Genomic DNA, 22,771 nt, shown 5'->3' on the forward strand with positions numbered 1-22,771 from the left:
TGGTAGGGTCCCTGCGGCAGGAAGGCGGGCCTCGGGTGGAAAATTGGCGGCGGTTCGAGCGGGTCCATGACGGCGCCTGCGAGTTCTGGCAGATTCGTCAGGAAGGCATCCGTTGCCACATCAGCTGGGGCCGTGACGGTAGCCGTCGTGGCGGGTCGACGACAGTGGCACTGCTGGATGAGCGTCACGCGAAGTCCCACGTCCAGAAGAAGATCAGGGGGCAGCTTCGCAAGGGTTTCCTTGAGGTGGCCGGACTACCTGCACCGATCGGCGACCCGGACGCGCTCGTGGTAGAGACCATTGCCGACGCGCAAGCGAAGCCGGCTTACGGGCTTCCCCGCCCTCAGTATCGGCCCGTGGAGGGGTTCCGTGACGTCGTTTGCCACGCGCGAATCCATCCGGAGTCTCCCGGTAGGGGGTTCTACCACTACCTGGTCTTGCGTGACGAAGGCCGCAGCGCTCTCGCGTTCAACGTCCGCGAATCGTCACATCGGCCGGAGGCCGTCACGGGGTTCCTGGAGACGGTCGTTACCGTTCGTGACCTGCCCTTCGACGGGCGACCGCACCACAAGATCGCCCTTGCCCGTCCAGTAGGGCCGTTCAGCCACGCGCTGCTGTGCTCGCCCGCGCTGGGTCAAGCCGCCGTCGCGTACCCGACGATTGCGGCCAGGGTGGCCACCGCTTTCCCGATCTATGACTGCGAGATCGGCGACGCTGATGCGGAGGTCTTCGTTGACGCCCGGATCCGCGGGCATGGGGCGTTGCCGTACAGCGACTGGGCCCGTCGACCGCATCCGGTCGTCGACCTGCGCTTCGATATCCAAGGCCCCGACCCCGAGCGCGATCGCACCTTCAAGGTGTACCAACGTGCCCGCCTGGACACCCTGATGCCCAAGCTCGCGGCAGCTTCACCCGACAGCTGGCTGGAAGTCCGGTCCTTTCGCGGTGAGATCCGCCGGCTGACCCCGACCAATCTCGCTGCCCCCAGTGACCTGGACAGATTCCTGCTCGACTCCCAACCGGCGATATAGCTGCCCCGGCGGGACTGGCAACATCCTCATCTCGGCAGAAGAGGAAGTGTCGCCGACCTAGCCGTGATCATGTAAAGCCTCAGGCGGGGCCGAAGCGTTCGCGTGGAATGGGCATCAGGAATGCGTCAACGCCTCTTGCCCATTGGGCATGCGAACCGAAATAGTCAAATTTGAAGGAATCGGTCAGTAGAAGGGGGAACATGGCATCGCGGATCTTCTGCTTGGGAATCTCCGGCAGCGCGTGTCGTACCTCCCCTGATTGCGCCCGTTCGACATCGCGCCCCCTAAGTCGGGGCGCTCATTCAAGGGTCGGGACTCCGCCGTATCGAGACTGACCCGTACCCAGCCGTGATCACAACGGCGTGCGGCGGGATGGCCTCCCGGTAAATGCCACAGGCCGGCGAACGAGAACGCGCCGGGCCCACCGCATTCCACCCGGCGTGGCCGTAGATGCCGTGGAGGCCGTAACCGTGCCTGGTCACGAGCACGCCATCACCGACGTCAGCGACGCGATCGGCCGCGCTCCCGCACATCGAGAGGGGCGCGCAACGGCGCCTGACCCTTCTGAGAGAGACCACCACGTCCAAGCGTGCCCGTAATAAGTGCATTCGCAAGAACAAGAACGCCAACCATCGGATGAAGCCGGGCCACGGCTGATAGCCGAGGCGGCTCCGGCGCGTGGCACGTCGGAGTCGCCAGGCCCGAGAAAGTGATCAATCATGCTGACCCAGCTCTTCCATCCGCGCCCGTCCCGCGGCTATCTGTCGCTGGCCGTTGTGACGGCGGCGCTGGGTTTCGCCGCCGTGAGGAACCTGTCCGCCGGCACCGGCGCCGAATTCCTTGTCGGTCTCGGCCTCACTCTCGTGGCGGCGTACCTGCTCGCGCTTGCGCTGTGCTTTCCCCTGATGCGATACGTGGTCTCGGAGACGACGCTGACAGCCCGGTATGGCCCGCTGCTCCGCTACCGCATCCAACTGTCCGACGTCACCTCGGTGACTCGTGCGCACCTGTCACCCGACTTCGTCGCCGCCCTGGCCCTGCCCGGCATCGCCCTGTACGGGATGCGCTGCACCGGGATCGGCCGCGTGCGCATGTGCGCCACCCGGCCGTCGAACAACGTGCTCGTGATCAAGACCAGGAACGGGCACCACTACGGATTCACCCCGGCTGACGACCGTGCCTTCATGAAGGCGCTACACCGACACGGCGTCCCGGTGAATCCTCTGGATTCCGACTACATGTAACCGAATATGGCTCCACCCATAAGGTGCAAGCTTGCCTGCGATCACCGGCTGACCGCCCTCTTGTACAGGCGCGTGGCCAGCGGAGCGAACACCACCAGGATCAGCACCGACCAGAGCAGCGACGCCGCCACCGCGTGCTGGAGCGGCCATGCGCCGGGGACGGGCATGGCAGGGCTGGTGTTGCCGAACAGCACGCGCGCGCCCTGGACGATCGTGGAGACGGGGTTCCACTCGGCGACGACCATCAGCGGCCCGGGAAGGCGCGAACTGTCGACGAAGACGTTGGACAGGAACATCAGCGGCATCGACACGACGGTGGCGACGTTGTTGAACACCTCGGGCGTCCGCAGAGCCAGCGCGACCGTAGCCGTCACCCAAGAGAACGCGTAGGAGAAGAACAACAGCAGCAGGAGGCCCATGGCCGCCTCGTACGGCGTGGAGTGGATCCGCCAGCCGACGGCCAGCCCCACCACGGCCATGACGACAACGCTGGTGAGGTTCATGAGCACGTCGCAGAGGGTCTGGCCGATCAGCACCGCCGACGGCGCCATCGGGAGCGTGCGGAACCTGTCGAAGATGCCCTTCCGAAGGTCCAGGGTCAGGGTGTAGCCGGTGATCTGCGCACCGGAGACGATCGCCACGACGAAGACCCCGGGGACCATGTACTCGCGGTAGGACATGCCCGGCACATCGATCATGCTGCCGAAGACGTAGGCGAACAGCAGGACGAACACGATCGGGAGAATGATCGCGCCCCCGAGCTGGTCGGGCACCCGCTTGATCTTGAGGGTGTTGCGCTTGGTGATCGTCATGCCGTCTGCGATCGCCGTCTGGAGGGCGTTCATCGGCTGTGCTCCTTCGCGGTAGCGGTCGCGGTGAGGTTCTCGTTCGCGCTGGGGTTCTCGTTCGCGGACGCCTCGTGCCCGGTGAGCGCGAGGAACACGTCGTCCAGCGTCGGCCGTCGCAGGCCGGCATCCCGTACGGTGACCCGCTCGGCGGCCAGCCTGCCCAGGGCGTCGGTGAGCGACGCCGCGCCATGGGTCACCGGGACCGTCACCCGCAGCGCGGTGGCATCGATCCGCATGTCTCCGACGGCGAGGGGCGCCAACTCCCGCCGTACGGTCTCGAGGTCCGTCTCCTTCGTCACCGTCAGCTCGATCCGGTCGCCGCCGACCTGGTCCTTGAGCTCATCGGCCGTGCCGAGCGCGATCACGCGGCCGTGGTCGACCACCGCGATCCCGTCGGCGAGCCGATCGGCCTCCTCCATGTACTGGGTGGTGAGCAGCAGCGTCGTGCCGCCGGCGACGAGCTCGGAGATGACGTCCCACAGGCCCACCCGGGCCCGGGGGTCGAGGCCGGTGGTCGGCTCGTCCAGGAACAGCACGGGCGGGTTGGCGACCAGCGCCCCGGCGAGGTCGAGCCGGCGCCGCATGCCTCCGGAGTAGCCCTGCACCGGGCGATCTCCCGCCTCCACCAGGTCGAAGCGTTCCAGCAGTTCTCGAGCGCGCTCTTTGCTGCGCCGGGTGCCCAGGTGGTAGAGGCGTCCCACCATCTCCAGGTTCTCCGCGCCGGTGAGGTGATCGTCCACTGCTGCGTACTGTCCGGACGCTCCGATGCGGGATCGCAGCCGCGGGGCGTCGCCGACGACGTCGAGTCCGGCGACGGTGGCATGGCCGGCGTCCGGCTTCAGCAAGGTGGTCAGGATCCGCACGGCTGTCGTCTTTCCGGCGCCGTTCGGGCCGAGCAGCCCGAACACCGTTCCCTCGGGAACGGACAGATCCATCCCGTCGAGGGCTGTCACGTCGCCGTACTTCTTGACCAGGCCTTCGGCCGTGATCGCGGGGGGCATGGGATTCTCCTCTGCTTGCTTCGCCGGGCTTGCTTCCTCGAGGGTCCGGGGTTGGATTCATGGCATGCCGGCATGGCGGGCGATCGATTTCCGATCGCCCGACTGGCTGTCGAACCGGAGTTCAGCCGTCGATAACGTCGATCGACGACCGGGTGACGGGCATGTACGGGGCGCCTGTTTGCCGCCGCCCGGCCATGCCCGATCGATCAGCGCGGGGATTCCGCTGGCGCGCCATGTCCCCGTCGTTCAGCGAGGCGTTCTGAACCATGTGCGCCGGTAGCGGATCTTCAAGGAACCGTAGGCCAGCTCCCCGGTGATCCGAACGTGGAGCCTGCCTGGACGCCTTCGCCCCGACACTTTGCAGTTCACGGTGCCCCACTCAGCGAACGCCTCATCCGCGTCCGCTGTCGCGCCGGGCGGCAGGACGATCGTCGCGGAGCCGTATGTGATGTGGAGTTCGATCTGGATTTCCGGATGGTCGATGACGCCCTCGGACAGGTCGAGCCTCACGCCGCCATGCGTGGAGGCGACCCGAAGCAGGCGCGGAACCCGCCATTCGCCCACTCGCCTGACCCTTCCGCCCGTGGACTTCAACTGGACCACGTCGTCCATGAGATCGTCAGGCAGACCCACGACGGCCGGCATCAGATCGCCATGAGACTCGGCCGTGAGAGCCACCTCGAGCCGCTCGTCCATCTCCTCAGATCTCAGGCGCCCCTCGGCGTACGCCCGCTGAAGACGCTGAACGGCCCTGTCGCGATCATCGTCGGAGACACGGACCTGCGATTCCGAGATACTTTTCAGCCCGGCCTCTGCCATGCCTTTCTCCTTCCATTGCTCCTCCTGTTCGATCCGGTAGGGGCGATCCGGCGGACCACCGCCGGTTCGACGACCGACGGTCCCCCGCCGACGGGTCGAGCCCTCAGATGTCGAGATCCTCCACGGCGGGACGCTCGGCCAGGTCGGCGATCAACTCGTAGAACTCGTCGGGCACCTTCCCGCGCAGGTCCTGGAAGGAGTCGACGACCTCCAACGTGGATTCACCCTGTACGAAGCCCCAACTCGAATCACCGAGGCCAAGCAGAGTCCGCCACGACAGCCAGTTGTCGGAATCCGATCCGTCCGTCCAGTCGGGAGAGCGATCCACATGCAGGACGAACTTGCCCTTGCGGGACCGATAGACCCGGAACATCTCGACCCGGCTTCCAGTGGTACGCCCCCACTCGCCGAGGAGCACCCCGGAGAAGCGCTGCTTGCGCCCGACGCCCTGGAGGCCGACCTCGACGATGATCTCGTCGTAACCTTCCTGGCGTCCTTCCTCCATCTCGATGTAGCGCCGCAGGGCCGCCGAGATCGCCTGAGACAGGTTTCCCCCGGACAACTCCTGAGCCTGCTGGAAGAGCGCCAGATCGTCCTCGGACACATAGATCGTTTTGTTCGGCATCGTCAAGCCTCCTTATACGTATGAGTCTACGTATAAGAGACCGGTTCGACAAACGCCTGTCATCAGTGGGAGTGCGATCACCGCCGTGCTCGGCCGAGAACATCGTTGGCACTCAGCGGCCTTGCCACTGCGCGCGTGACACGGGGTTTCCGCCGACGCCGACCAGCGGCGACGACGTACATCGGTAAGGGGTGGCCAGCGGTTTGCACACCGTGGCTCCCGTTGGCCGACCGACAACGCTCACTGTTCAGCCCGGCGGCCCCCAACCGGCGCGGCAGGGCGCGTTTCTCCCTCGGGGGCGGAGGTTTCGGCATGGCGGGAGGAAGAGCGGCAGGATCGTGACCACGACCGCGACGCCTTCGCCTTCGCCTGCCACAGCCCGTGCGACGAGCTCACCCAGCAGAGCCGCCCGAGCTGGCGGCGTGGTCAGCGATGCCGGGTTGCTGAGGAACATCCATGCGAGATCGTGCGCTAAGCCTTCGCCCTCGTGTTTCGCGGTCAAGCCGCCACGTCGGCCCAAACCAGGCAGATGGCCTCGATTTGTTCCGGGGTGGGCTCGTCAGCCGGGGTCCGCACGATATTGGGCGGGATCAACCCGACTGGGGCAGGCTCTCGGCTCGACGCACAGCACATGCTCGACCCGCCAACAGCCGTCCAGTCTCCGTTTGTGACGATCGCCACCGACCGATTCCTTTAGGTGGTGTGCGGGGTCAATCCGTCATGACGACCACGACGCAGGACCCCAACCGTGCCTTGTGGGAGGCGCGGGCGCGCGGCGAGCAGACCCCTGACTGGGAGGCGCTGGCCTCGGAGCCTGACGGCATCGAGCAGGAGTATCTCGACGCCCCGGGCGGACTCTGGCTGCGACCTCCAGGCGCCCTCACCGGGCCGGCGGTGCTGGCCATCCACGGCGGCGGCTTCGTCAGTGGCTCGGTTGCGACTCATCGGCGGATGTTCGGCCACCTGGCCCGAGCCGCAGGCGTGGCCACGCTGGCGGTCGAGTATGGGCTGGTGCCTGAGCATGTATTTCCCAGCCAGCTCGACGCCGTCACGGCGGCCTACCAGTGGCTGCTCGACCGGGGGGTGACCCGTATCTGCGTCTCCGGCGACTCGTGCGGCGCCATGCTGGCCTTGGCCCTCGCGGTGCGCGCCCGGGACGAGGGCCTGCCGCTGCCGGCGTCGCTGCTGCTGATGTCGGCGTGGACCGACCTCGAGGCCACGGGCGCGTCCTACGACAGCGGCAGTGACCCGTTTTTCACTCGCGAACTGGTGCGCGGGCTCGCCGCGGGCTACCTGGCCGGGGCAGACCCGCACGACCCGCTGGCCGCGCCGCTGCACGCCGACCTGCGCGGGCTGCCGCCGACGTACCTTCAAGTCGGCGCCGAGGAGTCGCTGCTGGATGACAGCAAGCGGCTCGCGGACCGACTGCGGGAGGCGGGCGTCGAGGTACGCCTCGACGAGTTCGCCGATCAGCTGCATACGTTTCAGATGGGGGCCGGCCGCACGAGGGTGGCCGACGACGCGATCGGGAGGGCAGGGTCGTGGCTGCGGTCAACCCTGGTTACATGACCGGATTCGAGGAAGCGGCCGCCCCGTTGCGCAGCGAACTGCTGGCGCACTGCTACCGGATGCTCGGGTCCTGGGACGAGGCCGAGGATGCGGTGCAGGAGACATACCTGCGTGGCTGGCGGGCCTGGGACGGCTTCGAGGAGCGCGCTTCGGTGCGCACGTGGCTGCACCGAATCGCCACCAACGTCTGCCTCAACGCCGTCCGCGACCGCGGCCGGCGCGCGCTGCCGTCGGGAATCGGCGCTCCGACCGACGAGATCGGCGGACCGCCGGACGTGCTGCCACCCGAGACCTGGATCCAACCATTCGCCGGCGACCGCGACAACCTGCGGCTGGCGCTGATCGCGGGGATGCAGACGCTGCCAGCGACTCAGCGGGCGGTGCTGTTGCTGCGGGACGTGCTGGCGTTCCCGGCCTCTGACGTCGCGGACATGATGGACATGTCGGTGGCGGCGGTGAAGAGCAGCCTCCAGCGCGCTCGAGCTCGGATAGCCGAGGTCGCGCCCGGCCCCTACGACGTGGTCGAGCCCAGCGACCCCCAGGCGCGGCGGCTGCTCGACACCTACGTGATCGCGTTCGAAACGGCAAACGTCGAGGCGCTGACGGCCGTGCTGCGAGCCGACGCGACCCTTCAATTGCTGCCAGACCGAGCGTGGTACGCCGGCAAGGCCGCCTGCTCGCGCGTCCTCGCGGAAGCCGTGGGCAGTCCCGGTGACTGGCGTATGGACCGCTCGGTCGCGAATGGCCAGCCCGCGGTCGCGGCCTATCTGCGCGGGCAGCCGTTTGGCGTCGCGGTGCTCGATGTACGTCATGACGGAATCGCGGGGATCACGGTCTTCGGCGACCCTGCACTCGTGGAAAGGTTCATCTCGGCCCCCGTCCGAGCACGGGATGCCACACCCTATGAACATGGGACACCGGAATGATCCGGCCGAAATTCGGCCGCCACGTTCACGATGACGCGTTGCTGTTCATCATGACGGCTCCGGCCGTCGGGTATCGGTCCGCAGGCCACTGGGAGTAGCGCTCCGTTGCGGGGCTGGAGTCGACCTCTCATGGCGAGATGAGTGTGATGTGGCCGCCCCGTGGGGCGGCCACATCATCGAGAAGAGGAGAGGTCACGGCTGGGTGGTGAGTCCCTCCAGCATCGAACGGACCGGCGTGGGTGTGCGCTGGAGGAGATTCTCGAGCTCCGGTCCGGTGGTGGCGAACTCCCCGCGGCGTGCTGCGTGGAACATGCCGAGCAGCATGTCCGCCTGATCCGCGGGTACACCGTGGCCGATCATGGTGGCCGTCCACTCGGCGTCGTCGGCGACGACGCGGCGGATGGTGCGTCCAGTGAGTTCGGTGACGATGCCGGCGATGGCTGCGAGGTCGAGCGCGTCCGGTGCGGTCAGCGGCGGGGTCGGACCATCGAACCGGCCCTCGTCGGCGAGGATGATCGCTGCCGCTTCGGCGAGGTCGGCGTGCGTGGTCCAGGATACGGGCCCGTCGGCCGGTGCGACGAGTTCGCCGGTTTCGAGCGCCCGGCCGAGTAGGTGCCGGACGGTGCTGGTGTAGAACCCGTTCCGCAGCGCCGTGAACGGTGTGCCCGTCTTCGACAGGTAGCGCTCGGTGGCGGCGTGGTCGGGCATCGGCGCGAAGACCGAGTCCTCGGCGGCGCCCTGGTGGCTGGTGTAGAGGATGCGCTTGGCACCGGCATCGCGAGCGGCGTCGATCGCTGCGACGTGCTGGGCAACCGCTGCCTCGCCCGCCTGGTCGGTCGAGACGATGAGCACCTGTGTTGCGCCCTCGAACGCATCGGCGAGGGATTTGGGCTCGGTGAAGTCGCCGCGTCGCACGCGCACCCCGCGTGCGGCCAGTTCGCCGGCGCGGTCGGTGTCGCGGACGCTCACGCCGACCCGGTCTGCCGAGACTCGATCGAGCAGCCGATCAACGATCTGGGAGCCGAGTTGGCCGGTACCGCCGGTAATGATGATCATGATCTTTCCCCTCCTGCTAACGCTGGAACGATTTGAATGCTACCAACGTTAGCAACAGGGATAGCAAAATTTCGTTATCCTTGGAAACATGGCAGAGGTGAGGCCGGATAGCGCCAGCAGGCGAAAGACGCGAGCGAACATCGTCGAGTGCGCGGCGCAGCTCCTGCGTGAGCAGGGCGCAAGCGCGGTCACCACCCGTGCGGTCGCGCAGGCGGTCGGCATGCAGGCGCCGACCATCTATCGGTTCTTCGAGGACAAGGACGCGCTGCTCGACGCCGTTGCCGAACATGTCTTCGCCACCTACGTCTCCGGGAAGACCCTCGTCGAGGACAGCGGCGACCCGGTTGCAGACCTGCGGGCGGGGTGGGACACGCATATTGGCTTCGGTCTCGCCAACGCAGCGCTGTTCGGTCTCCTCACCGACCCCAGCCGTGGGGTTCGTTCACCGGCGGCGGCCGCCGGCTTGGAGGTACTGCGCGCCCGGGTGCACCGCGTTGCGGCAATCGGCCGGCTTCGGGTCCCAGAAAAACGTGCCGTCGAACTCATCCACGCCGCCGGCACCGGCGCCGTGCTCACCTTGCTCTCCACCCCGCCGGAACACCGGGACCGCGACCTTGCCGACGCGATGTACGAGGCGGTGATGCGATCGATCCTCACCGACGTGCCGACGCTTCCCGCGGACAGCACGACCGCAGTCGCTGTCGCATTCCGGGCCGTCGCACCGAAGCTGACAATGCTCACCGGCGCCGAGCGCGCCCTGCTGTCGGAGTGGCTGGATCGAACCGGCGACGGCCCAACCACCCCCGGTGCCTCAGCCGGCCCAGACTGAGACCGCGATCAGGTGCCGTCCAAGATTGACCGCATCCGCGAGCGGATTGTTCCGTTCCCGGCAGTTCTGTCGCCCGTCATCGCGGCGGCATCGACGGCGTGTCGGGTTGAGCGGATGCGCGTCCGGACGTCGATCCGACGCTCAGCCCCACGTCGCCACCAGGTCGGTGGCACAGGTTCGCTCGTGCTCCCTTGCTACCACGCTGAAGACCAGCGCGGTCTGATCAACGCGATCGCCGGGTGCGGGCGGGCGCCTAGGCCCGGACGCGCACTCATCTGCCGCTGACCGGGCGGAGCATGCACAGGTGCTCGACTCTGCCGATGAGCGAGCGGATGAGGGTCGTTGCGGTCACGCGGCCCAGCGATAACTCGCGAAGGCGATCGCGTAGTACCGAACCGTTATCGCAGCCGCACTCCCCATCTCTGAACCCCTCGAGGCCTCCTGTCGTTGAATGAAAGGATGTGGAGGGCGGAGGTGAGCCAGGATGGCGCGACGGCGCTGGATGCTCTGGATCGCGGTGGTGGCCATACTCAGCGGCTGCGGCTCGGCTGGGAACGGCCGGGGCGCGGACGGGTTGGACCAGCTGCACCAGCAGGCTCGCGACGCCCTGGCCCGATACGACAAGGCGGTCCTCGATGCCGGCGGGCACCAGGGATTCGTCCCGGTCGGGGAGCTGACCGGCCAACTCGGCGACTGGGAGCCCAAGAACGGCGACAACAAACAAGCGCTGCTGTCTGGCCGTGTCCTCGCCGCCGCGGCGCTGCCCGCCGCGCCGCGACGGACGGGAAAGGTGGTCTGGAAGAACGGAGCCACCCAGACAGTCCCTCTGCTCTCAGCCGACGAGGCACTCAACCAGATGGCAGCCGCGGGCGCCGGGTCCTGTCCCGAATGCGTACCGCTGGAGGTCACCGGTGCGCGTATGACCACAATGCGGATCCAGACCACCCGCGGCCCGGCGACAGCGCCGGCCTGGGAGTACACACTCAAGGGAACGGGGGTACGGGTGACCCGCGTGACGGTTGCCAGTTCGGCCACCATCCACGTCACGCCGCCGTCATCGGATCCCTACAACCCACCCGGCGGCGTGGCAATCGGGTCGGTGACCACTACCACGTCCGGTCGGCAGTTGACCGTAGCCTTCACCGGCGCCCGGGGCCCGAGAAGCCAGCCATGCGGCGCTGATTACAGCGCAGAAGCCGTCGAGTCGGCCAATGCGGTCGTCATCATTGTCATCGAACACCGGCACGCGGGCGACGAGGCATGCCTGGCCCTCGGCGCACAGCGTGCCACCACCGTCGAGCTGGCTCAACCGCTGGGCACGCGGGCGGTCCTCGAGGTGCAGCATGGAATGCCCATCCCGGTGAGATGACCGCCACAGCTGAAAGATCTTCAAAGTCGGACAAGTCGCGGACGGACACGAACATCCGATCAACGCCGTGATCCGCGCGCTCTCATGCCGCGATCCGCGCGCTCCACAGTTACGGCAAGTCGGCGCGCCGTCAGCGCACGGACATGCCGATGAGCGGATGCCGCTGTTGCGTGAGGCATCGCTAGCCGTGCTCCGCCGCCCAGGCGCAGATGGCCGACAGCGGCTCCCGCAGGGTTTTGCCGAGTGTGGTCAGGGCGTACTCCACATGCTGTGGGGCGGTTTCCTTGAGCACCCGTCGTTCGACCAGCCCGTCGCTTTCCATGTTCCGCAGGGTCTCGGTCAGGACCTTTTGAGTGATACCAGGTAGCCTGCGGCGCAGCTCGGCGTGCCGCTGTGGTCCCGCGAGTAGTGCGTAGATCAGCAGGACGCGCCACTTGGCGGCCAGCCGCTCCAGCGCCTGCCGGGTCGTGCAGCTTTCTTCCAGGACGTCGGGTATCACCAGTGCCATGGGGTTCTCCCGTGTGGAGGGGCACCTCAAAGTGCCTTCTGGCCGGTTCAAGATCAGGGCGCCTAGTGTCTCGGTCATGACAGAGCTTAAGGTCCACACGTACACGGCCGCGGAGCCCGGGATCTTCGTCAACAGTTACCTGCTGGAGACGGTGGACGGCGTGGTGCTCGTCGATGCCGGACTGCTGGTGTCCGACGCCAGGGCGCTGGCCGCGCGGCTCGCGGCGTTGCGCAAGCCACTGGTCGCGGCGTTCGTGACGCATCCCCACCCGGATCACTTCAACGGGCTGCCATACGTGGTCGGCGACGACGTGCCGGTCTATGCGACGGCGTTGGTCGCCAAGACGATCGAGCAGACTGCGGTCGCCAAGCGGGAGCAGTGGCAGCCCACCTACGGCGAGGAGTGGCCGGACCGGTTCCGGGTGCCGGACCGGCCGCTGGACGGTGGCGGCACCGTGGACGTCGCCGGGCTGCGGATTCAGGTGCACGACCTCGGGGCCGCTGAAAGTCACGCCGACTCCTATCTCCTCGTCGAGGCCGGCGAGAAGCGGAATGCCTTCATCGGTGACCTGGCCTTCGACGGCGTGCACTCCTACACGGTGGACGGGCATTCGGGCGCGTGGCTGAGTGTGCTCGACCGGCTGGTGGACGAGCTGGCCGGGGTGCCGCTGTATCCGGGCCACGGCGCGCCCGGCGACACCGGCCTGCTGACCCGGCAGCGCCAGTACCTGCTGATGTACCGAGAGGCGGTGGGGCACTTGGCCGCCGGTGCGCCGAATCTGAGCGACACGCAGAAGCTGGAGCTGACGCAGACCATGACCCGCTTCCTGCCTGATGCGCCCCTGGGCTGGCTGGTCGGCCTGGGCGCGGACGCCGTTGCCGCCGAACTCGCCGCGTGATCACGAAGGTTGGGATCTCGGCGCCTGGGAGGGCTCATGACCACTGTCAAAACTGAGCGGATCACCTTCGGCAGCGAAGGTGTGGAGTTGGTGGGCGAGCTCCGGGTTCCGGACGCGGACGGTCCGCAGCCTGCCGTGGCACTCACCGGCCCCTTCACCGGGGTGAAAGAGCAAGTGGTCGGCACCTACGCCGAGCTACTCGCTCAGGCTGGGCTCGTCACGCTCGCCTTTGACCACCGGGGCTTCGGGGAAAGCGGCGGACGCCGCCAGCATGAGGACAGTCAGGGAAAACTGGCCGACCTGAGAGCCGCGGTCGGCGTGCTGGCCGGCCGGCCCGAGGTAGACCCGGCTCGGATCGGTGTGGTCGGCGTCTGCCTCGGCGGGGGCTATGCGGTGCGGGCCGCCGCCACGGATCCCCGTGTGAAGGCGGTGGCCGGAATAGCGGGTGCCTACAACAGCCCGGCTCGGATCACCCAGACCATGGGCATTGACGCCTACCGGTCCGCGCTCGGCGGCTTCCTGGACCGGTACGACGAGTACGTGCCCGCCGTGGCGCCCGACGGCGGCGAGGCCGCGATGGCAGGCGATGAACCGTACGCCTACTACGGCACCGCCCGGTCCGCGTCGCCGTACTGGCGCGACGAAGTCACCGGAGGATCGCTCCACTCCCTGATGACCTTCGACGCCCTCAGTGCGGCTGATCTCCTGGCCGCCACCCCGCTATTGATTGTCCACGGAAAGACCGACGCCTACTGCTCGCCGGAGCTGGCTCGGGAGCTCTACGAACGCAAGCCCGGCGACAAGGAGATCCTTTGGCTGGACGCCGACCAGCATATCGACCTCTATGACGTGAAACCGCACGTCACCCGAGCCGCTCAGGCGACCGCCGACTTCCTCCACCGCAACCTCAGGCCCTGACGGCTGGGAACGATGAGCCGCCCGTTCCAAGTCAACGGGTTCAGTCTCAGCCGAACCGGAACACACTGACATGCCGTATGAGCGCGCACCCGGTCTTGGTCGAAGAGAGGGGCGCCGGACGGGGAAGGCAAGGTAAGGCAGGAGGGATCGCGCTGGTAGGTGTTTGCTGCAGTCTGCTGGGATTTCCGAGCGCAAGTCCGTAATCTGGACCCTCGATCTTCTCGGTCTGGGGGTAGTGATGCCGGTCGTGCTTGGGCCCTACCCACTGTGTCCAGCCTGCCGGAAGACGAACGGCGGACTGATCGCCGTCGGGCACCGCCAGGTTCATCTCCGAGCGCACGGCAAAGAGGCGTGTGTGGATCAAGGCGTTGCCGGACTGCTGGCCAGCCTGTGGGCTGTGTGCGACACGCGGAGCTGTTGCGAGAACGACGGCGGACGCGCATACGTGGTGCCCACCGCCGATAGCTGCGACGTGGCAACACAATTGCTGGCCGACCTCGGGCTCCATCCCACGGTCGTGGACGGCATCGTCTATTTCCGGATGCCGGACTCATTCCGCCTGGACGACGTGGAGCAGGTACGACGAAGGCTCCAACGACCAACAGGCATACAAACGAACTGGCGGGTGAACGACAGCGGCGTGTTCAGGCGGGACGGATCAGCCGACGATTCGGATGCGCTGGATACCTGGATCTGACGAACAGACGTCCGGACATGGCACCCGGCGCGCGCTGTCCGCCGGAGCTCTGGAACAGTCCATACTGGCCGTCGCCAGCGCCCGTTCGAGCGGTGCCAGGGCGCACGACATCGCTCGATGAGCACGCACTCGGTCTGTCCTCTTGGTGTCTTCCGCCATGTCTGAATCCGTTGCCGGTGACCCGCGCTGGTTCCATCTGTCGGACTACGCTGCGCTTCGTGGACCTGTCCCAGCTCGAGCCCGGCACGGTGTTCCGGTTTCCGCACGACGAGCGTCCCCTCCGGGTGCTCGTCCACGACAGCAACATCGTCATGTATGACTGCTGGTGGCCGCATCTCGACGGCTGGGGTCTCGCGGACCTGGAGCAGATCAAGCGCAAACGGATCACGTACTACGTGACCGCCGCCTCAACGGTCGCCGATCAGGCGGCCCTTGTCCGATCGGACCCGTTGTCGGATGACGAACGCACGGTCCACCGGCCCGATCTGCCCTTCGTCGCCGTACAGGCTACGGACCTGACGTGGTCCTCTGGCGATCCGGCGAGGCTTGTCGCGGCCGACTCCCGGCTCCAGGTGCCGCAGCTGTACCTGTTGCCTTTCGGACCGGGCGGAGGCACCAAGCCGGGGATCCGAGTCAGCGCCGACAACGGCTCGTTCTTCACCACTGATGAACTTCTGCGCAAAGCCCGAGCCGTCCAGGCCGAACACCTCAACAAGGCAACAGCGGTGGATGGGATAGGGATCTATCGTTCCGGACTGCAGCGTGGCCTGCCAGCCTTCTACCTGTGGGGAGCCGAGAGCCGACTGCACCGTGGCACCCGCCACTGACGAGGCACCCGCTCATGCCGCGGATGGTGCTGCGGCGAAGTGGTTTCACCAGATGTGCTTGGCGGGCGGAGCTTCGAGTTCGGCGTTTACGCGTTCTTGCCAACCTTCGTTGGCCAGGCCGGCGGAGACGAGGAGGTCGCGCCAGTCCGTGTTGCCGAGGACCAGCGCGTCGTCGAGTCGTCGGAGGTTGCCTTTGGCGAGGATGAGCGCGGCTAGCTGAATGCGCTCGATCCTGAGGGCGTCGCGAGGTTCACCGGCAAAGACTTCACTGGTCAGTTCGGTCAGGGCCGCGATCACGACGTTGGGATGATGTGGGAAGTCCGTGCGGATGCGGCGTTCGAGACGCGTGGAGACCCTGGCCACGGCCCACGGTCGCACGCCAGCCGATCCGACGACCAGCCCCCCTCGCGTACCTGTGACTTGTCCACTTAGGGCATCAGTCGACCGAGCCAGACACACTCTTCTGCCGCCGACAGCGCGCTCGATCCGACGGCGAGGGTCCGGAGCAGTTGCCCGACCTCCCGGTCGCCAGTTTTGATGCTGGGAGACAAGGAGGGCGTGTGGCCGAGGGCACTGAGAATTGGCGGCTGATCCTCCAGGCGCCCGCGCATTGACGACCGCTGGGCAGGCAGACGCCATTCACGCGGATCGCCGTCTACGAGTGGATCTGGGCACGCTACTTGCGCCGTGATCATGACCGGCCAAGCCTCGATCCCACTTTTCAGGGCATGATCAGTAATGCGCCTGGAGGACCGCCCAGCGCAGGTGGAACACCGCTCGGCCGGACGGGTCCAGGACTCTACGTGGTGGCCAGCCCGCCCGGATGGTGTCCGGGCCCGGAGCCTCCAGGGGGTGGGGCCCCGGGCGGGGACACGCCTTGGGTTACTGCGGGCGGACGTACCGCTCCTGCAGTTCCTTGACGGTGAGCTTCTCCGCCTTGGCGCGGTCCTGGCCTTGGGTCGACTGCGTAGTCGACGAGCTCAGGCTTCGTCGACCGGGCGGTCACCTGCGGCGTCTCCGCCCCCGGCTTGGCCGGGGCCGGTGCGGGCTTGTCGACGGCGCCAGCGGTCACGGCCTGGCCGTCTTGGCCGAACTCAACGACCATGCCACTGTCCAGCAGGTGCCGGATCTTGTCGCTGTCGGGGTCGCCGACGAACACGGCGTCCCGGTAGAGCGTGCCCAGGGCCGTGCCGGCCTGCGTCGCGATCGGGACGTGCACCACGCACGCCGCGGTCACCCTGTACTCCTTCATGAGGCCGAAGCACGCCCTGGGAAGTCTGGTGGCCGCGGGTGGTCGAGGCGGACGAGCGGTTGACCGCCGCCGCGGGTGCGACGGAGATCCGTCGGGACGACCTAAAGGGAAGGCCTGATCAGGTGGTGGTAGCCGACCGGCAGGAGATGAGTTCTGCCTGCTCTGACGCTTCACCAAGCGGGCACCACGGCGGAGCCGTACTGGAGATCGCCCGCACGGTCCTCGATCTTGTATCCGTCGTGACCTCGCCCATCGTGGTCCTCGTCGGATCATCGCTGCACAGGCGCCGCCGCACCGCACGTAGGCCGTGAAGCGAGCCCGCCAAGATGAGCTTCCGTACGCGACGGTCACGCAATCCATGACGACGGGACCAATCGTGATCCCCGTATGGCGGGATCCTCGTCCCGGGCGATTGCCTCGTCCGTGGGCAGCTCCTTCTCCACGGCCAAGGAAAGTCGTGAGGGTAACTTGCATTGCTAAGTTAGCGTGTTAAGTTAGCGGCATGGAACGAAATCTGAGCTTCAACCTGCATGTGCTCACCGCCCGCTTGGACCGGGCGGCTGACCGGATCCTGCGGGCGGAGCACAACATCTCCTACAGCCGCTTCCTGGCGCTGACCCTGGTGGGGGAGCTAGGGGCCTCGACACAACGGACCCTTGCCGAATACCTGGGTGTGACTGAGCCGTCGGTAAGCCGCATGACCGCCGTCCTCGCCGCCGACGGGCTTCTCGACGTCCAGCCCGACCCGGCCGGGGGGAACCGCCGGCGGCTGAGTCTCACCGACGAAGGAAAGCAGCTGATGACCTCGATCCGGCAGGGATTCGAAGACCGGCTGGCCGCGATCGTCGCCCACAGCGGCGTGCCCTACGCCGAGTACGCCGAGCACACGGCGCGGCTGCTGGCGACGTTCAACCACCTTGAGCAGGAGGCAGGCAAATGAGCCGGAACACCCAGACCCCACCGGTGCACCAGCGCACCGTCTTCTCAGCCGACGGCACAGCGATCAGCTATCAGACGATGGGAACCGGGCCGGGCCTCATCGTGCTCGGCGGCAATCTGCGAACATCGGAGGACTACCTGCCACTGGCCTCCGAGCTGGCCCGCTCCTTCACAGTGCACCTCGTCGACCGGCGAGGGCGCGGCGCCAGCGGCCCTCAGGGGCCCGAGTACACCCTGGCGAAGGAAGTAGAAGATCTCCTTGCCGTCCAGGAGGGGACCGGGGCGCGCCTCGCGTTCGGACACAGCTACGGCGGACTCGTCATCCTGGAGACCGCACGCTCATTCCAGCTGTTCAATCGCATCACGGTCTACGAGCCCGGAGTGCCCGCCGCTCCCGTCCCCACCGACTGGATGGCCCCGTACCGAGAGCGGCTGGCCGCCGGCGATCCCTACGGCGCCTTCGTTCACTTCATCCAAGGTTCGGGCGGCGCGCCGGCCTTCATGACCAAGATGCCGCACTGGTATCTCCGCATGGTGATGCGGGTGGGATTCCGCGGGCCGAGCTGGCAGCGGATGCGACCCCTTCTGGAGGCCAATCTGGCCGAGCACGAGCAGATCGCAGCCCAACAGGGTCGGCTCCCCGAGTTCGCGAGCGTTACCGCCACGGTGCTGCTCCTGTGCGGGAGCCGCTCCCCGCGCGCGCATCGAGAGGAGTTCGCCATGCTCCGCGACACCCTTCCCAACGCCACACTCCAAACTTTGGACGGCCTCAACCACTTCGGGCCGGAAGGGAAGACAGCCCCGGTTGTGGCCGAGCGGGCTCAGGCGTTCTTCCTGTGGTGATCTCCGGGCCAACCCCCGTGATGCCGGCCGGGCAGGCCTTCGTCGTCGACCTGGCCAAGCTGAATCCCACGCTTCCGACCCCAGACCACGTCCCCCTTCCTCGCCCCCGCACGACCACGCCACAGGAGCTGCAGCATGACGCCGCGCCGGCGACCTGGCCAGCTGGCGGCGGCCACACCGTGGGCGACGGATGTTCCCAGTGGCCCTTCGTGGCGCGGTGGAAGGTACCGACGACGACGCACGGTGTCGAGAGCCGAGTCGGTCGTCGTGCGAATGTTCTGGGAAATGCAGGCAAGGCGCGGTGCTTGCTGCCTCGGCACCTACGCGGCCGCTCGGGAATCCACGCAAGGAAAGATGGTGGGCGGTTGCAGTCAGTGTCGAGCATCCCTGCGGATGCTCGACACTGACTCTGTATGGTGCTCGTGGCCTCCGCGGATTTCAGGCTGGCGAGGTCCCCTGTGCGAGCTGTGCGAGGTGGTCCCACTCCTCCCAGAGGGCAATCCGGCGGGCGTACTCCGGGCGGATGAGTGGAAGCCCGTTCGCGCCGAACAGAGTCCTCAGCGGAGGATTGGGGTCATCGGCGAGGGTAAGCATTGCTCGCCCAGCCGCCGCAGGGTCTCCTGGGGCGATTCCCGTGCCCTCGAACCCGGCCATCACCAGCGCGCGTGCGTGGTCGTATTCGGGCATCGGTGGCGCCATGTTCCCGAGCTCGCTCGGGAACATGAGCGGCTCAACGAGCGTGACATGCACGCCATACTCCGCGACCTCCGCCGCTAACGCTTGGCTCAACGCCTCCAGCGCCCACTTAGTCGCGTGGTACGTCCCCATAGTTGGAAGCGCCACGACCCCGCCCATTGAGGAGATCTGGATGATCCGACCGCTGCGACGCTTCCGCATGTGCGGGACGACTGCCTGCGACGTGTAGAGGGCGCCGAAGTAGTTGACCTCCATCTGCTCACGGGCCTGGGCGGCCGTGACTTCCTCTACCGCTCCCATCACGGCCTGTCCCGCGTTGTTGACGAGGATGTCGATCCCGCCGAACCGCTCTTCGGCAGCCGCGACCGCCCGATGTACTGCGGCCTCGTCCGTGACGTCGAGCTCCAGGGGAAGGACCAGGTCGCCGTAGTTCTCAGCGAGTGAGTCCAGCGTGCCGGCGGAGCGGGCGGCCGCGGCAACACGATCGCCGCGAGAGAGCGCGGCTTCCGCCCACTGGGCTCCCAAGCCTCGCGATGCTCCGGTGATGAACCAGGTCTTGGGTGTGTTCGACATATCAGTGATCTCCTTCGTGGCTTTCGTTGTCTGTGAGAGTCAGGCTGGACGCGCTGACGGCCAGGCCAAGCGCGCGGTCTCGCTCGCTTCGTCGATCGCTCTGAGTAGCTCGGGAGGCAGTGGCGCGTCCTGCACCGCATCGAGGTTCTGGGCGAGGTGTTCGGGGCGGGATGCGCCGAGGATGATCCCGTCGCCGTGTACGACGTCGAGGTGCGAGTGATGCACGAGCCAGCGCAGGGCCGCATCGGTCGGCGAGATCCCAGACGATTCGCAACTGGCCTTGAATGTGCGCATCGCCTGCAGGTACGGCTCGTTCCAGTAACGACGGCGGTACTGCGCGCCTTGGGCATGACTTCCGTCGAACCGCGATCCGGAGTCCACGGCGGCTTCGTCGCCGAAGGACGCAGCGAAGGCCCCGCCCGCAAGCGGGTTGTAGGCATGGAAACGAAGCCCGTGCCGCCGAAGGACCGGCAGCAGTTCGGTCTCCGCCGCACGGGTCGCGGCGTTGTAGAGACCCTGGTAGACCGTGGGGCGGAGCCAGCCGTTGTCCTTGACGATGGCAATCGTCTCCTCGACGTCGTCAGCGGCGACGTTGCTCAGTCCGAACTCGGCGATGGCGCCTTCGTCATGAAGCTCATGAACGGTGCGCAGCGTGTTCTCCCATGGCGTGTCCTGTGCGCGCACATTGAGGTAGAGCAGGTCGGCGCGCTCTGCCCGAAGCCGGTCAAGGCTCGCCCGCAGGGAGGCGCGGAGCACGTCCGGCTCGTGTCCTCGTTCGGTGGCGAGGGGGTCGTATCTGACGGCGATCTCAAACGTATCGGGGGCATGCAGATCGCCGAGCATCTGCTCGCAGGATCCGTCGCCGTACACGTAGCAGGTGTCGACCTCGCGGTAGGCGCGATCATGGAACAGATCGAGCATCGAGCGAGCTGTGGACGCATCGCGAACACGCGCGCCGCGCCCGTGATAGCCGAGCGTCATGGTGCCGAAGATGATCCGTTCAACAGGCACGGCGATCCTCCTCATCTTTTGAAGCAAAGCGAACGTCTGTACCGGAGATGTATCTCCGTTACGTGGAAGCTAGCATAGCGGAGACCAATCTCCGATTCCGGTCTGATGCTGTGAGGTGAGGAGCCGCATGGAAGAGAACGCGACGAACCAGTCGGCTGATCAGCGGGCACGGCGCAAGGACGCGACGCGGAACCGTGCGGCATTGATCGCGGCCGGCGCCGAGCTGTTCGACGCGGCTGGCATGATGCCGACGCTGGACGATGTGGCGCGACGAGCCGGCGTGGGCGTGGGGACCGCCTATCGTCACTTCCCCAACAAGTACGTTCTGGCGCAGGCAGTGCTGGCCGAGACGATGGAAGCGATGCTTGACGCCGCGGAGAGGGCGGCGACGATGGAGGATGCGGCCGCTGGACTCACGGCCTTCTTCGAGGCTGTGCTCGAGCCTCAGGCGAGCAAGCGCGCTCTTGGGGAACTTCTGAGGAGCACGCAAACCTCAGAGCCCGACGCCAACGATGTGCAGAGCCGAGTCGAACGCTGTATCGAGCTGCTTTTGCAGCGTGGTCGCGAGCAGCGGGTGATCCGCGCCGATCTTGCAGCGACAGACATCGGCGTGCTGATGTCTGTGATGACCCACCTGATCGAGACCTTTGGCGAGGCCGACCCGCAACTGTGGCGCCGCTTCGTGCCGATCCTGCTCGACGGGCTGCGGGCGGATGCGCCGAGTCCGCTCCCCGGTGAGGCGCTCAGCCGGGAGCAGTTCCTGACCCGGCTTCTTGGAGCCAAGGGCTGACCTACGCCTGCTTTACGCCCAGAGCTGTGTCGTTCTGAAGCTCCCCCGTAGTGCGGACACCTACGGTGCAACCCTGCCGAGGGCGCTCAGTGGATGAGTGCCAGTCACGACCTGCCGACATCGGACGAGTGGAGGTCTTTTCTGTGACTTTCCGGTGAGTCCTCAGCTGTTTCCAGCTTCCGCCAGATCCGCGCCAGCGCGGCAATGTCGTCCGCATCGAGGACATCGACGAAGAACTGCTTAATTGATTCTTCGAAGGTCCGCGCCACGATCTGGATGTAGCGGCGCCCCTCCTCGGTCAGGCTGATCAAAGAAATCCGGCCATCAGCTTGGTTAGCACCGCGTACGAGGTGGCCAGCGTCGATCAGATCCTGCACGAGCCGGGACGCCCGGGTAGGACTGACGGTCACCAGCTCACTCGCCAGGGAGCGGACAGGCTGGGGTTCGAGGTCCTTGAGGCGGCAGAGGATCTCGAAAGCGCTGAACGAGAGCCGGTGGCGTTCCATCAGTACGGCCTCGATCCGTGACCGCATGGCCGCCTGGGCGTAGATCAGCCCGAACCAGCCGTCCTGTTCCGGCTGGGAGATGACCGCGGACGTTGTTCGGGGCGCCTTCACGAAATCCACACTACCAGCGTCTACATGCCCCCAAGTTTAGGTGCCTGCGCACGCATCAGATAGTGTGCCGATGCAACCCAGCTAGGAGCACGAGTGCTCGCCCGGCAACCACGTGACGCAGGTACATCGCCCGCGCCGGACGGCCAGCCGGCCCCGTAAAGAAGGAGAAGTGCATGTCAGGCAAGCTCGACGGGAAGGTCGCGCTCATCACAGGCGGCTCATCGGGAATGGCGCTGGCCACCGCGGAGCTGTTCGTGGAGGAAGGCGCCCTGGTCTACATCACCGGCCGGCGCCAGCAGCCCCTCGACGACGCGGCGAGCCGTCTCGGCCCGCGACTGCGAGGAATCAGTGCCGATGCGGCCAGCCTGGAAGACATCGAGACCCTGTTCGCCACCATCACGGCCGAAGCAGGGAAGCTGGACATCCTCTACGCCAGCGCAGGGGTCGGCAAACTCCACGAACCCCTGCACGAGATCACGTCGGCCAGTCTACGCGGCCAGTAAGGCGGCGTTGCGCTCGTTCGCGCGGGTATGGAGCGCCGAACTGTCCGGCCGCGGCATCCGCGTCAACGTACTGCACCCCGGCCCGATCGACACACCGGCGCTGGGGCGACTCGCCCCCGAGGCGCGCGACTATCTCATGTCACTTACCACCATTGGCCGACTTGGGCAGCCCCGAGAGGTGGCGAAGGCCGCCCTCTTCCTGGCCTCCGCCGACGCCGGCTTCGTCAGCTGCACCGAACTGTTCGTCTCCGGGGGCATGGGCCAGTCCTAGGCGTGTTCGACGTTCGAATCATTAGGCCGGTTTGAGGCTTCGGATCCACAAGATGGCCGCGTCGCTGAAAGCCAGGGCGCACCGGCGGCCCCGCCCGTCAGCGGATGCCAT

Annotated in this window: 24 protein-coding genes and 1 pseudogene; 14 read left to right on the forward strand and 11 right to left on the reverse strand. The window is 66.9% G+C overall.

The window, feature by feature from the left end; all coding sequences use genetic code 11:
* The first annotated feature begins 35 nt into the window (after positions 1–35).
* Together Pmi06nite_RS38250 and Pmi06nite_RS38255 are read left to right on the forward strand one after the other, a co-directional pair.
* Positions 36–1,031 carry a WGR domain-containing protein gene (locus tag Pmi06nite_RS38250; RefSeq protein ID WP_203958132.1) on the forward strand — a complete coding sequence of 332 codons (996 nt, stop codon included), beginning with the start codon at positions 36–38 and terminating at the stop codon, positions 1,029–1,031.
* 719 nt (positions 1,032–1,750) lie between these two features.
* A complete protein-coding gene (locus Pmi06nite_RS38255; RefSeq protein ID WP_203958133.1) occupies positions 1,751–2,275 on the forward strand; it encodes a PH domain-containing protein in 525 nt (174 codons plus the stop codon).
* Positions 2,276–2,316: 41 nt separating this feature from the next.
* On the opposite strand, the gene Pmi06nite_RS38260 is transcribed toward Pmi06nite_RS38255, so the two are convergent.
* The 4 genes from Pmi06nite_RS38260 to Pmi06nite_RS38275 form a co-directional block, all read right to left on the reverse strand.
* Entirely contained in the window at positions 2,317–3,120 is an 804-nt protein-coding gene (locus tag Pmi06nite_RS38260; protein WP_203958134.1) for an ABC transporter permease, read from the reverse strand.
* Positions 3,117–4,124 (reverse strand): ATP-binding cassette domain-containing protein, encoded by a 1,008-nt coding sequence (locus tag Pmi06nite_RS38265; protein ID WP_203958135.1) that lies wholly within the window; start codon positions 4,122–4,124, stop codon positions 3,117–3,119. The genes Pmi06nite_RS38260 and Pmi06nite_RS38265 overlap by 4 nt, the downstream gene beginning before the upstream one ends.
* A gap of 246 nt (positions 4,125–4,370) precedes the next feature.
* Complete coding sequence (locus Pmi06nite_RS38270; protein WP_203958136.1) at positions 4,371–4,943, reverse strand: DUF1707 SHOCT-like domain-containing protein; 573 nt, start codon at positions 4,941–4,943, stop codon at positions 4,371–4,373.
* Positions 4,944–5,046: 103 nt separating this feature from the next.
* Entirely contained in the window at positions 5,047–5,568 is a 522-nt protein-coding gene (locus Pmi06nite_RS38275; protein ID WP_203958137.1) for an EXLDI protein, read from the reverse strand.
* A 720-nt stretch (positions 5,569–6,288) separates the two neighbouring features.
* Here Pmi06nite_RS38275 and Pmi06nite_RS38280 point away from each other — a divergent pair.
* Complete coding sequence (locus Pmi06nite_RS38280) at positions 6,289–7,137, forward strand: alpha/beta hydrolase (protein ID WP_203958138.1); 849 nt, start codon at positions 6,289–6,291, stop codon at positions 7,135–7,137.
* Complete coding sequence (locus Pmi06nite_RS38285; protein ID WP_203958139.1) at positions 7,134–8,063, forward strand: RNA polymerase subunit sigma-70; 930 nt, start codon at positions 7,134–7,136, stop codon at positions 8,061–8,063. Before Pmi06nite_RS38280 ends, Pmi06nite_RS38285 begins: the two co-directional genes overlap by 4 nt.
* A 192-nt stretch (positions 8,064–8,255) precedes the next feature.
* On the opposite strand, the gene Pmi06nite_RS38290 is transcribed toward Pmi06nite_RS38285, so the two are convergent.
* Positions 8,256–9,119 (reverse strand): NmrA family NAD(P)-binding protein, encoded by an 864-nt coding sequence (locus Pmi06nite_RS38290; RefSeq protein ID WP_203958140.1) that lies wholly within the window; start codon positions 9,117–9,119, stop codon positions 8,256–8,258.
* Positions 9,120–9,207: 88 nt separating this feature from the next.
* Between Pmi06nite_RS38290 and Pmi06nite_RS38295 the strand changes: the two genes are divergently transcribed.
* Together Pmi06nite_RS38295 and Pmi06nite_RS38300 are read left to right on the forward strand one after the other, a co-directional pair.
* Positions 9,208–9,948, forward strand: a complete 741-nt coding sequence (locus Pmi06nite_RS38295) for a TetR/AcrR family transcriptional regulator (protein WP_203958141.1) — start codon at positions 9,208–9,210, stop codon at positions 9,946–9,948.
* A gap of 484 nt (positions 9,949–10,432) precedes the next feature.
* Positions 10,433–11,317 carry a hypothetical protein gene (locus Pmi06nite_RS38300; protein ID WP_203958142.1) on the forward strand — a complete coding sequence of 295 codons (885 nt, stop codon included), beginning with the start codon at positions 10,433–10,435 and terminating at the stop codon, positions 11,315–11,317.
* 181 nt (positions 11,318–11,498) lie between these two features.
* Here Pmi06nite_RS38300 and Pmi06nite_RS38305 read toward each other — a convergent pair whose 3' ends face one another.
* A complete protein-coding gene (locus tag Pmi06nite_RS38305; RefSeq protein WP_203958143.1) occupies positions 11,499–11,825 on the reverse strand; it encodes a winged helix-turn-helix transcriptional regulator in 327 nt (108 codons plus the stop codon).
* Positions 11,826–11,901: 76 nt separating this feature from the next.
* On the opposite strand from Pmi06nite_RS38305, the gene Pmi06nite_RS38310 reads away from it, so the two are divergent.
* From Pmi06nite_RS38310 to Pmi06nite_RS38325, 4 genes are all read left to right on the forward strand, one after another.
* Positions 11,902–12,723, forward strand: coding sequence for an MBL fold metallo-hydrolase (locus tag Pmi06nite_RS38310; RefSeq protein WP_203958144.1), 822 nt, complete (start codon positions 11,902–11,904; stop codon positions 12,721–12,723).
* 36 nt (positions 12,724–12,759) lie between these two features.
* A complete protein-coding gene (locus Pmi06nite_RS38315) occupies positions 12,760–13,641 on the forward strand; it encodes an alpha/beta hydrolase (RefSeq protein ID WP_203958145.1) in 882 nt (293 codons plus the stop codon).
* Between the two features lie 355 nt (positions 13,642–13,996).
* Positions 13,997–14,338 (forward strand): hypothetical protein, encoded by a 342-nt coding sequence (locus Pmi06nite_RS38320; protein ID WP_203958146.1) that lies wholly within the window; start codon positions 13,997–13,999, stop codon positions 14,336–14,338.
* Positions 14,339–14,556: 218 nt separating this feature from the next.
* Entirely contained in the window at positions 14,557–15,165 is a 609-nt protein-coding gene (locus Pmi06nite_RS38325) for a hypothetical protein (RefSeq protein WP_203958147.1), read from the forward strand.
* Between the two features lie 45 nt (positions 15,166–15,210).
* Here the strand turns inward: Pmi06nite_RS38325 and Pmi06nite_RS38330 are convergent, their stop codons facing one another.
* Positions 15,211–15,462 carry a hypothetical protein gene (locus Pmi06nite_RS38330; RefSeq protein ID WP_203958148.1) on the reverse strand — a complete coding sequence of 84 codons (252 nt, stop codon included), beginning with the start codon at positions 15,460–15,462 and terminating at the stop codon, positions 15,211–15,213.
* A 502-nt stretch (positions 15,463–15,964) separates the two neighbouring features.
* Entirely contained in the window at positions 15,965–16,402 is a 438-nt protein-coding gene (locus Pmi06nite_RS38335; protein WP_203958149.1) for a hypothetical protein, read from the reverse strand.
* A 517-nt stretch (positions 16,403–16,919) separates the two neighbouring features.
* On the opposite strand from Pmi06nite_RS38335, the gene Pmi06nite_RS38340 reads away from it, so the two are divergent.
* On the forward strand, positions 16,920–17,357 hold the full coding sequence (locus Pmi06nite_RS38340) for a MarR family winged helix-turn-helix transcriptional regulator (protein ID WP_203958150.1): 438 nt from the start codon (positions 16,920–16,922) through the stop codon (positions 17,355–17,357).
* Positions 17,354–18,199 carry an alpha/beta fold hydrolase gene (locus Pmi06nite_RS38345; RefSeq protein ID WP_203958151.1) on the forward strand — a complete coding sequence of 282 codons (846 nt, stop codon included), beginning with the start codon at positions 17,354–17,356 and terminating at the stop codon, positions 18,197–18,199. Before Pmi06nite_RS38340 ends, Pmi06nite_RS38345 begins: the two co-directional genes overlap by 4 nt.
* A 438-nt stretch (positions 18,200–18,637) precedes the next feature.
* Here the strand turns inward: Pmi06nite_RS38345 and Pmi06nite_RS38350 are convergent, their stop codons facing one another.
* Both Pmi06nite_RS38350 and Pmi06nite_RS38355 read right to left on the reverse strand, forming a co-directional pair.
* Positions 18,638–19,468: an SDR family NAD(P)-dependent oxidoreductase gene (locus Pmi06nite_RS38350; protein WP_203958152.1), complete on the reverse strand. Its 831-nt coding sequence runs from the start codon at positions 19,466–19,468 to the stop codon at positions 18,638–18,640.
* A 39-nt stretch (positions 19,469–19,507) separates the two neighbouring features.
* Entirely contained in the window at positions 19,508–20,479 is a 972-nt protein-coding gene (locus tag Pmi06nite_RS38355; protein WP_203958153.1) for an aldo/keto reductase family protein, read from the reverse strand.
* Between the two features lie 127 nt (positions 20,480–20,606).
* Here Pmi06nite_RS38355 and Pmi06nite_RS38360 point away from each other — a divergent pair, with 127 nt between their 5' ends.
* A complete protein-coding gene (locus tag Pmi06nite_RS38360) occupies positions 20,607–21,269 on the forward strand; it encodes a TetR/AcrR family transcriptional regulator (protein WP_203958154.1) in 663 nt (220 codons plus the stop codon).
* Positions 21,270–21,373: 104 nt separating this feature from the next.
* Here Pmi06nite_RS38360 and Pmi06nite_RS38365 read toward each other — a convergent pair whose 3' ends face one another.
* Positions 21,374–21,895, reverse strand: coding sequence for a MarR family winged helix-turn-helix transcriptional regulator (locus Pmi06nite_RS38365; RefSeq protein ID WP_203958155.1), 522 nt, complete (start codon positions 21,893–21,895; stop codon positions 21,374–21,376).
* Between the two features lie 164 nt (positions 21,896–22,059).
* On the opposite strand from Pmi06nite_RS38365, the pseudogene Pmi06nite_RS42355 reads away from it, so the two are divergent.
* Positions 22,060–22,660: pseudogene (locus tag Pmi06nite_RS42355) on the forward strand (SDR family oxidoreductase).
* Positions 22,661–22,771: the final 111 nt, after the last annotated feature.

It is taken from the genome of Planotetraspora mira (assembly GCF_016863275.1).
GTDB classification, from domain to species: Bacteria; Actinomycetota; Actinomycetes; order Streptosporangiales; family Streptosporangiaceae; genus Planotetraspora; species Planotetraspora mira.

Bases quoted from the DNA above. Each gene is read 5' to 3' on its own strand.
- Pmi06nite_RS38290 (WP_203958140.1), bottom strand. From the start codon at position 9,119: ATGATCATCATTACCGGCGGTACCGGCCAACTCGGCTCCCAGATCGTT.
- Pmi06nite_RS38295 (WP_203958141.1), top strand. From the start codon at position 9,208: ATGGCAGAGGTGAGGCCGGATAGCGCCAGCAGGCGAAAGACGCGAGCG.
- Pmi06nite_RS38285 (WP_203958139.1), top strand. From the start codon at position 7,134: ATGACCGGATTCGAGGAAGCGGCCGCCCCGTTGCGCAGCGAACTGCTG.
- Pmi06nite_RS38255 (WP_203958133.1), top strand. From the start codon at position 1,751: ATGCTGACCCAGCTCTTCCATCCGCGCCCGTCCCGCGGCTATCTGTCG.
- Pmi06nite_RS38265 (WP_203958135.1), bottom strand. From the start codon at position 4,124: ATGCCCCCCGCGATCACGGCCGAAGGCCTGGTCAAGAAGTACGGCGAC.
- Pmi06nite_RS38345 (WP_203958151.1), top strand. From the start codon at position 17,354: ATGAGCCGGAACACCCAGACCCCACCGGTGCACCAGCGCACCGTCTTC.
- Pmi06nite_RS38280 (WP_203958138.1), top strand. From the start codon at position 6,289: ATGACGACCACGACGCAGGACCCCAACCGTGCCTTGTGGGAGGCGCGG.
- Pmi06nite_RS38340 (WP_203958150.1), top strand. From the start codon at position 16,920: ATGGAACGAAATCTGAGCTTCAACCTGCATGTGCTCACCGCCCGCTTG.
- Pmi06nite_RS38300 (WP_203958142.1), top strand. From the start codon at position 10,433: ATGGCGCGACGGCGCTGGATGCTCTGGATCGCGGTGGTGGCCATACTC.
- Pmi06nite_RS38275 (WP_203958137.1), bottom strand. From the start codon at position 5,568: ATGCCGAACAAAACGATCTATGTGTCCGAGGACGATCTGGCGCTCTTC.
- Pmi06nite_RS38305 (WP_203958143.1), bottom strand. From the start codon at position 11,825: ATGGCACTGGTGATACCCGACGTCCTGGAAGAAAGCTGCACGACCCGG.
- Pmi06nite_RS38360 (WP_203958154.1), top strand. From the start codon at position 20,607: ATGGAAGAGAACGCGACGAACCAGTCGGCTGATCAGCGGGCACGGCGC.
- Pmi06nite_RS38350 (WP_203958152.1), bottom strand. From the start codon at position 19,468: ATGTCGAACACACCCAAGACCTGGTTCATCACCGGAGCATCGCGAGGC.
- Pmi06nite_RS38310 (WP_203958144.1), top strand. From the start codon at position 11,902: ATGACAGAGCTTAAGGTCCACACGTACACGGCCGCGGAGCCCGGGATC.
- Pmi06nite_RS38270 (WP_203958136.1), bottom strand. From the start codon at position 4,943: ATGGCAGAGGCCGGGCTGAAAAGTATCTCGGAATCGCAGGTCCGTGTC.
- Pmi06nite_RS38315 (WP_203958145.1), top strand. From the start codon at position 12,760: ATGACCACTGTCAAAACTGAGCGGATCACCTTCGGCAGCGAAGGTGTG.
- Pmi06nite_RS38260 (WP_203958134.1), bottom strand. From the start codon at position 3,120: ATGAACGCCCTCCAGACGGCGATCGCAGACGGCATGACGATCACCAAG.